This window comes from Endozoicomonas sp. YOMI1 (genome assembly GCF_024606345.1).
Classification (GTDB): Bacteria; Pseudomonadota; Gammaproteobacteria; order Pseudomonadales; family Endozoicomonadaceae; genus Endozoicomonas.
Genome location: NZ_JAHHPM010000364.1, coordinates 1 through 5,620, shown reverse-complemented (window position 1 = coordinate 5,620; position 5,620 = coordinate 1). Strand labels below are relative to the sequence as shown.

Here is a 5,620-nt window from a genome sequence, read left to right as displayed (position 1 = left end):
CCTGAATATCTGATCAATCCTTTGACAACAGATTTCAGAAAAATATCAATCGGGGTGGTGAAAGGCAGTTGGAACCGTTGGGGCTTGAAAATTCCGCTTTGTTACGCAAATAGAACCACTATTTATCTTACAAAGCGGAATTTTTATCCTCAATTTCTCGCAATCCTCGCAATCCTCGCTATGGGCGCTATTCTCGGACAGCCTCCTAGGGGGGCGCCCAGAGGGGCGTTATTTTCAAACAGCCTCTGAGGATTGCTTTTCTTTAGGCAGCGTATGTTCATATTGAACGATATTTTCTTCGTCCACAGATTCCATTTTTACATCAAAGCCCCACAGGCGGTGAAGGTGTTTGATGATTTCACTGGTGCTGTCCTTATCAAGGGGCCTTCCTTTATGCATGTAATGACGAAGGGTCAGTGAACGGTCACCACGGACATCCACGTTGTAGACCTGGATATTGGGCTCCCGGTTTCCCAGGTTATATTGCGCGGCCAGGTTTTCCCTCAGCTGACGATAGCCCGAGTCATCATGGATCGCATCCACCTCAAGATAAGGGTTGATTTCATTGTCATCGATGCTGAACAGCCGCATATCCCGCATTACCTTAGGCGACAGGTACTGAAGAATGAAGCCTTCATCCTTGAAGTTCTGCATGGCGAAGTGAACCGCATCCAGCCAGTCAGTGCCTGCCAGGTCCGGGAACCACTCCCGGTCTTCGTCCGTCGGGTTCTCACAGATACGGCGTATATCCCGGAAGATATTGAAGCCCAGGGTGTAGGGGTTGATACCACTGTACCGTGGGTCATCAAAATCCGGCTGGAATACGACACTGGAGTGAGAGTGCAGGAACTCCATGATAAAGCCTTCGGTAATCAGTCCTTCGTCGTACATTTCATGCATCAGGTGGTAGTGCCAGAACGTTGCCCAGCCTTCATTCATCACCTGAGTCTGTCTTTGCGGGTAGAAGTATTGGGCAACCTTACGCACAATGCGGATGATTTCCCGCTGCCAGGTTTCTAATAGCGGTGCATTCTTTTCGATGAAGTACAGCAGGTTCTCTTCCGGATCCTTAGGGAAGCGAACGGTTTTTTTCTCCTGTTCACTCTCGCGCACAGGGATGGTCCGCCAGAGGTCATTCAGGTTGCGCTGAATATACTCCTCCCGCTCCTGTGAGCGGGCCTTTTCCTGCTCCGCAGACATCGGCGTTGCTCGAACATAGCGATTGACACCCTGATTCATCAGGGCGTGGCAAGCATCCAGAATCTCCTCGACGGCGCTGATGCCATACTTCTCTTCGCATTTGGCAATATAGCTTTTGGCGAACAGCAGGTAATCAATAATGGCACTGGCATCGGTCCATTGCCGGAACAGATAGTTACCCTTAAAGAAAGAGTTATGACCATAGCAGGCATGGGCAATCACCAGCGCCTGCATCGGCATGGTGTTTTCTTCCATAAGATACGCTATGCAGGGGTTGGAGTTGATCACTATCTCATAGGCCAGCCCCATTCTTCCCTGCTGGTAGTTCTGCTGGTTGCTGAGGAATGTCTTGCCATAACTCCAGTGGCTATACATCAATGGCATACCAACAGAGGAATAGGCGTCGAGCATCTGCTCAGAGCTGATCACCTCTATCTGGTTGGGATAGGTGACCAGCCTGAACTTGTCGGCCAGCCGGGCAAATTCACGGTCATAGATCTCCAGTAACTCGAATGACCAGTCAGAACCGGTAGAGAGCGGTTCTTTTCTTTTTTTCGGTGTTCTTACAGGTGCTTCAGCTTCCAGCATGACTTCCCTCCTTTTTCTCAAATAAGCGGCGGAAGGTTGGGTAAATGTCCGCATAACTGCGGATCTGCTGCATGGCAAAATGTCCCGGGTGTGCCTGCTCTATTGTCTTGTACTCATACCAGAGGTTCTGGTGATGGCGATCGGTGATTTCTACATAGGAGTAGTACTGACAAACCGGCAGCAACTTTTCCAGAATAATATCGTGACATTTTCTGGAGTCGGCTTCCCAGTTATCACCATCGGAAGCCTGGGCGATGTAGATATTCCACTCGTTGGGGGAGTAACGGTCAGTGATGATTTCATCAGACAGGCGCAGGGCTGTGGATACCACCGTTCCCCCGGTTTCCCTGGCGTAAAAGAAGTCATGCTCATCACACTCACGGGCTTCGCTGTGGTGCCGGATAAAGACGACATCTACCGCTTCATAGTTTCTCTCCAGGAACAGGTAGAGCAGTAGGAAGAAGCGCTTGGCCATGTCCTTTATTTCCCGGGTCATGGAGCCGGAAACATCCATCACACAGAACATCACGGCCTTGCTGGAAGGCTGTGGCACTTTGGTCATGTTATTGAAACGCAGGTCAAAATCATCAATAAATGGCAGTCGCTTCAATTTCTTATTAAGTACATTGATCTCTTCACGGAGCCGACGGGCCTGAAGCTGGTCAACTTCATCCGGGTTGACTTCCATTTCCCGCAGCTCTCGCTTCAGCGTTCTGATCACTTTCCGTTCTTTGCCAGAGAGTGCTATCCGCCGTGCATGGGCAGCACGCAGTGATCGGACCACGTTCAGGCGGTCAGGGGAGCCGGCCGTGGTAAAACCCGCACGCTTTAATTTATAGTCTGTGCTGTCTTTCAGCTCTTTCCTGACCAGATTCGGCAGTTCCAGATCATCAAACAGATACTCAAGAAATTCATCACGATTGATCTGGAAGGCAAAGTCATCAGCGCCTTCACCGCTGTCACTGGCCTTGCCATCCCCTGTGCCCTGACCGCCACCACCCGGTGGTCGCTGAATACGATCGCCCTGGTTAAACTCTTTATTGCCCGGATGAACGTGACCGTGATGGCCACCCTGGCCATGATGAAAAAACGGTTCATTCAGATCTTTTTTCGGGATGGTAATATTGCTGCCGCTTTCAACGTCGGTGATTGAGCGTTGATCAACAGCACCCTGCACAGCCTCTTTGACCAGGCTGCGGTAACGCCTCAGAAAACGCTGTCGGTTGACAGTACTTTTCTTTTTTCCGTTGAGGCGTCGGTCGATTATCATGCTCATAAAGACGCTCTCCCGATAGTCGCTAATGTTTGCTTATAGAAATTTGCCCTGGGTAATACAGGGCATGAGAGTTATGCCCGCCTGCCAGTAATGGCAGACGGGGGTCGTTTTTATTGAGACTTGCGAACCCGGATATACCACTCGGATAACAGGCGAACCTGTTTCTCGGTATAGCCATGGGCAACCATTCGTGAAACAAAATCGGCATGCTTGCGCTGGTCTTCCTGGGATCCCTTGGCATTGAATGAGATGACCGGCAGCAGGTCTTCTGTATTGGAGAACATCTTCTTCTCAATCACAGTGCGCATCTTCTCATAGCTCAGCCAGCTGGGGTTCTTGCCATCATTATTGGCCCGGGCCCTGAGCACAAAGTTCACCACTTCATTCCGGAAGTCCTTGGGATTGGCAATGCCCGCAGGTTTCTCAATTTTCTCCAGCTCTTCGCTGAGTGCAGCACGGTCGAGAATATGGCCGGTATCCGGATCGCGGTACTCCTGATCCTGAATCCAGAAATCAGCGTAGGTGATGTAGCGATCAAAGATATTCTGGCCGTACTCAGAGTAAGACTCCAGGTAGGCAGTCTGAATTTCCTTGCCCAGGAACTCGATATACTTGGGCGTCAGGTACTCTTTGATAAACGACAGATAGCGATCGTGTATCTCTTCCGGGAACTGGTGCTGTTCAATCTGCTGTTCCAGAACGTACAGAAGGTGTACCGGGTTTGCAGCGACCTCTGAAGGATCAAAATTGAAAACCTTGGACAGAATCTTGAAGGCAAATCGGGTGGAAAGACCGTTCATACCTTCATCAACCCCGGCCATGTCCTTGTATTCCTGCAAGGGCTTGGCATTAGGATCGGTATCTTTCAGGTTTTCACCGTCGTACACCTTCATTTTCGAGTAGATAGATGAGTTCTCTGGCTCTTTGATACGGGACAGTGTGGTGAACTGTGCCAGCATCTTCAGGGTATCCGGTGCACAGGGAGCATCCTTGAGGGAGCTGTGTTCAAGCAGCTTCTCATAGATGTGGATCTCTTCACTGACTCTTACGCAGTAGGGCACCTTAACGATATTAACCCGGTCAATAAAGGCTTCATTGGTTTTGTTGTTCCGGAAAGACTGCCACTCAGACTCGTTAGAGTGCGCCAGCAGAATCCCTTCATAAGGGATTGCACCAAGGCCTTCGGTACTGTTGTAGTTACCTTCCTGGGTTGCGGTCAGCAGAGGGTGCAATACCTTGATGGGTGCCTTGAACATCTCAACGAATTCCATGATGCCCTGGTTCGCCCGGCACAGCGCGCCGGAGAAGCTGTAGGCATCGGGATCGTCCTGGGAATATTCTTCCAGCTGACGAATATCTACTTTACCTACCAGGCTGGAAATATCCTGATTGTTCTCATCCCCTGGCTCGGTTTTGGCGATACCAACCTGGTTCAAACGACTTGGGTAGAGTTTAACCACCCTGAATTTTGAGATATCACCACCATACTCATTCAGCCGTTTAACCGCCCAGGGTGACATAATGTACTTAAGATACCGGCTTGGTATCCCGTACTCTTCCTTGAGAATGTCGGCATCTTCATCCGGGTTGAATAAGCCCAGGGGCGATTCAAAAACCGGAGAGCCCTTGATGGCATAGAACGGTACTCTCTCCATCAACTGCTTTAATTTTTCCGCAAGGGATGACTTGCCGCCACCCACTGGCCCCAGTAAGTAGAGAATCTGTTTCTTCTCTTCCAGGCCCTGTGCGGCGTGTTTGAAATAAGAGACGATCTGCTCAATGGCTTCTTCCATGCCATAGAACTCTTTGAACGCCGGGTACTGTTTAATCAGTTTATTGGAAAAGATCCTGCTTGAGCGTGGATCCCGGGAAGTGTCAATCACCTCAGGCTCACCAATCGCTTTCAGCATACGTTCAGCTGCATTGGCATAAGCCCGGGGATCTTTTTTGCAGAGTTCCAGATATTCCGTGAGACTCATCTCTTCCTGCTGGACGGACTCGTATCTCTGCTGGTATTGAGCAAATATGGACATCTGTTTTCCCCCTCGCCTGATCGTTGTGAGTCTTGTAAGGCGTACTGCTTAATTATGATTTTCAGAATTCTTGCTATCCTTTTGAACGACACATTATCAATAAAGAAAAAGTGTACGTACATTTACGTTATAGAACTAATGGATAAGAATGTCTATACCTTTTACAGTTTGATTTTTCAGGAATTATTTATCAATGAAAAGAAACTGGTGGGGAAAAAAGAGACAGATGTTTAATAGGCATTCAGCCAGTCTAGTTTAATTTTTCGACTATTTGAATATACTTTGTCGTATATGAGCAGTTAACCAAATGAAATTACATTTGGCCAACTACTTATTGTTCATACGGGGCGGTTAAATTTCATATAAATCTCAAAAAAGAAATGTTATTGAATTGGTTTATCATCATTGAAATATCAGTTTAACAAGCGTTCCCTGAGAATAATTTATTGTCGTAAGTAGTTGGCCAATTGGAATCGTATATTTCTGGCTAAGTGGACAGTTACTATGCAAGGCACAACGTAGG

The 5,620-nt window shown here is 48.5% G+C and carries 4 protein-coding genes; 1 reads left to right on the top strand and 3 read right to left on the bottom strand.

Features of this window, described 5'->3' with window-relative positions; all coding sequences use genetic code 11:
* Window positions 1-249: hypothetical protein (locus tag KDK15_RS13020; RefSeq protein ID WP_257295815.1), on the top strand; the 249-nt coding region annotated here is incomplete at its 5' end.
* On the opposite strand, the gene KDK15_RS13015 is transcribed toward KDK15_RS13020, so the two are convergent.
* The 3 genes from KDK15_RS13015 to KDK15_RS13005 all read right to left on the bottom strand — a co-directional run bounded on the left by KDK15_RS13015 (window position 235) and on the right by KDK15_RS13005 (window position 5,097).
* Entirely contained in the window at window positions 235-1,788 is a 1,554-nt protein-coding gene (locus tag KDK15_RS13015) for a SpoVR family protein (protein ID WP_257295814.1), read from the bottom strand. The two genes, KDK15_RS13020 and KDK15_RS13015, sit on opposite strands and share 15 nt — an antisense overlap.
* On the bottom strand, window positions 1,775-3,064 hold the full coding sequence (locus KDK15_RS13010; protein WP_257295813.1) for a YeaH/YhbH family protein: 1,290 nt from the start codon (window positions 3,062-3,064) through the stop codon (window positions 1,775-1,777). The genes KDK15_RS13015 and KDK15_RS13010 overlap by 14 nt, the downstream gene beginning before the upstream one ends.
* 110 nt (window positions 3,065-3,174) lie before the next feature.
* Window positions 3,175-5,097 carry a PrkA family serine protein kinase gene (locus tag KDK15_RS13005; RefSeq protein WP_257295812.1) on the bottom strand — a complete coding sequence of 641 codons (1,923 nt, stop codon included), beginning with the start codon at window positions 5,095-5,097 and terminating at the stop codon, window positions 3,175-3,177.
* Window positions 5,098-5,620 lie beyond the last annotated feature (523 nt).

What these genes read in the sequence shown, in the direction of transcription:
- KDK15_RS13015 (WP_257295814.1), bottom strand. Translation starts at nt 1,788, where the DNA reads ATGCTGGAAGCTGAAGCACCTGTAAGAACACCGAAAAAAAGAAAAGAA.
- KDK15_RS13010 (WP_257295813.1), bottom strand. Translation starts at nt 3,064, where the DNA reads ATGAGCATGATAATCGACCGACGCCTCAACGGAAAAAAGAAAAGTACT.
- KDK15_RS13005 (WP_257295812.1), bottom strand. Translation starts at nt 5,097, where the DNA reads ATGTCCATATTTGCTCAATACCAGCAGAGATACGAGTCCGTCCAGCAG.